At 64.5% G+C, this 2314-nt stretch carries 4 protein-coding genes; all 4 read left to right on the forward strand.

Annotated features, from left to right (window positions below; genetic code table 11):
- Positions 1-736 (forward strand): NAD(P)H-dependent glycerol-3-phosphate dehydrogenase (locus tag EN969_RS27305; protein WP_127419554.1); only part of this gene is annotated, 736 nt, incomplete at its 5' end.
- A gap of 31 nt (positions 737-767) precedes the next feature.
- Positions 768-1064, forward strand: coding sequence for a YciI-like protein (locus EN969_RS27310; protein ID WP_063169520.1), 297 nt, complete (start codon positions 768-770; stop codon positions 1062-1064).
- A 37-nt stretch (positions 1065-1101) separates the two neighbouring features.
- Positions 1102-1527: an EVE domain-containing protein gene (locus EN969_RS27315; RefSeq protein ID WP_063169521.1), complete on the forward strand. Its 426-nt coding sequence runs from the start codon at positions 1102-1104 to the stop codon at positions 1525-1527.
- The gene (locus EN969_RS27320) at positions 1482-2180 is read left to right on the forward strand and encodes a methyltransferase (RefSeq protein ID WP_174299057.1); all 699 of its coding nucleotides are present in this window, start codon (positions 1482-1484) and stop codon (positions 2178-2180) included. The genes EN969_RS27315 and EN969_RS27320 overlap by 46 nt, the downstream gene beginning before the upstream one ends.
- Positions 2181-2314: the final 134 nt, after the last annotated feature.

Consider the following 2314-nt stretch of genomic DNA (forward strand, 5'->3'; position numbering starts at 1 on the left):
GCTGCGGGCGACGCTGGCGGCCGCGAAGGACCATATGCCGGCCGGTATCCCGCTGGTTCTGTGTGCCAAGGGCATCGAAAGCGAGACTGGCGCGTTGCTATCGGCGATTGTCGAAGAAATCCTGCCGCTCAATCCGGTTGCCGTTTTGTCGGGCCCGAGCTTCGCCACCGACGTCGCCCGCGGCCTGCCGACGGCCGTTGTGGTCGCCGCCCGCGACGAGGCATTGGCCGCCGATCTCGCCGCCCGCTTTTCCGCCGAAAATCTGCGCTGCTATTCGAACGACGACCTGATCGGCGTCGAGATCGGCGGCGCCTTGAAGAACGTCTTTGCCATTGCCGCAGGTGCCGTCACTGGGGCGGGTCTCGGCGCCAGCGCCCAGGCCGCCATGGTGACGCGCGGCTTTGTCGAATTGCGCCGCATCGGCGCTGCCTTCGGCGCCAGGCCCGAAACGCTGATGGGGCTTTCCGGCCTTGGCGACCTGCTGCTGACCTGCTCGTCCACCCAGTCGCGCAATTTCGCCTATGGGTTGGCGCTCGGGCAAGGCAAGCCACTTGCCGGATTGCCGCTGGCAGAAGGCGTGCCGACGGCGGCGATCGCAGCCCGCATTGCGACCGAGCGCAACATCGACGCGCCGATCATTGCCGCCGTCGCCGCCATACTGGATGGCACCATCACCGTCCGGCAGGCCGTGACGGCGTTGATGACCCGGCCGCTGAAGACCGAAACCAACGATTGATCCCCACGACTTTGAACGATCAGGAGAAAAAATGCTGTTTGCTGTGATTTGCAAGGACAAGCCCGGAAGCCTGCAGGTGCGCCTCGACACGCGGCCCGAGCATGTTGCCTTTCTCGAGGGGTTGAACGGCGACAAGAAGCTGGCATTCGCCGGTCCGTTCCTTGACACTGAAGGCAGGTCCAATGGCAGCCTCGTGGTCGTCGAAGCGCCCGACCTGGCAGGGGCGCAGGCTCTGTCGGCCGCCGACCCCTACGCCAAGGCCGGGCTGTTCGAAAGCGTCGAAATCCGCCCGTGGAACTGGACGTTCAACAAGCCGGCGGCTAGTTAATCCCGGTCGCCAGCGCGACTCCAAGGAGGAGAAAGACATGAACTACTGGCTGTTCAAATCCGAGCCATTCAAGTTCTCCTTCGAGATGCTGAAGGCCAAGGGCAAGGCCGGCACGCAATGGGACGGCGTGCGCAACTACGCGGCGCGCAACAACATGAAGGCGATGCAGATCGGCGATCTCGGCTTCTTCTACCACTCCAACGAGGGGCTGAACATCGTCGGCATCGCTGAAGTCTGCGCGCTTGCCCATCCCGACACCACGTCGGACGATCCGCGCTGGGAATGCGTCGACATCCGCGCCGTAAGGGATGTACCGAACCCGCCGACGCTGGAACAGGTGAAGGCCAATCCGAGGCTTGCCGACATGGCGCTGGTGCGGCTCGGACGGCTTTCCGTGCAGCCGGTGACGCCGGCCGAATGGAAGGAAGTCTGCCGCATGGGCGGCTTGACGCCGGTTCCGTGACGGCGCTCACGCCCAACAGCGCCAAACAGTTCATTCTCGACAACACGGCGCTGATGGCGCCGCCGCACGTGCCGGAGATCCTGCTTCATCTTGCCGACGAAGCGCATGATCTGTGGCAGCGGACCGAGGAAGAGCTGGTCGAAATCGGCCTGCCGCCGCCCTTCTGGGCCTTTGCCTGGGCCGGCGGCCAGGGCCTTGCCCGCTATGTCCTGGACAATTCCGGCACGGTGCGTGGCAAGCACGTGCTCGACTTTGCTTCCGGCTCCGGCCTTGTCGCCATCGCCGCCGCCAAGGCCGGTGCCGCCAAGGTGATCGCCTCCGACATCGACCCGTTCTGCGCCACCGCGATCCGGCTCAACAGCGAGATCAACGGTATCGGGACCGAATTCCTCGGCACGGATTGCATCGGCACCGATGCAGGTTGGGACGTGGTCCTGGCCGGTGATGTTTTCTATGACAAATCTTTCGCTGACCGGCTGGTGCCATGGTTCGCAACGCTGAAGGCGCGCGGCGCCGAAATCCTTGTCGGCGATCCCGGCCGGTCGTATCTGCCGAAGACAGGGCTGGAGCCGCTTGCGGTCTATGAAGTGGCCGTCACGCGGGCGCTGGAGGATGCGCTGGTCAAGCGCACGACCGTCTGGCGGTTCGCTTGACGCGATCGCCGAACAGGCGTTCCATCATATCCAAATCAGAGGGGGGAGCTCATGGATTTTTCAGCAGTGAACTGGCTGGCGGTGGTCGCTGCCGCAATCGTGGCGTGGCTGTTCGGCGCCGCCTGGTACATGAG

Origin of the sequence: Mesorhizobium sp. M7A.F.Ca.CA.003.01.2.1, assembly GCF_003998945.1 — a bacterium.
GTDB lineage: Bacteria > Pseudomonadota > Alphaproteobacteria > Rhizobiales > Rhizobiaceae > Mesorhizobium > Mesorhizobium ciceri.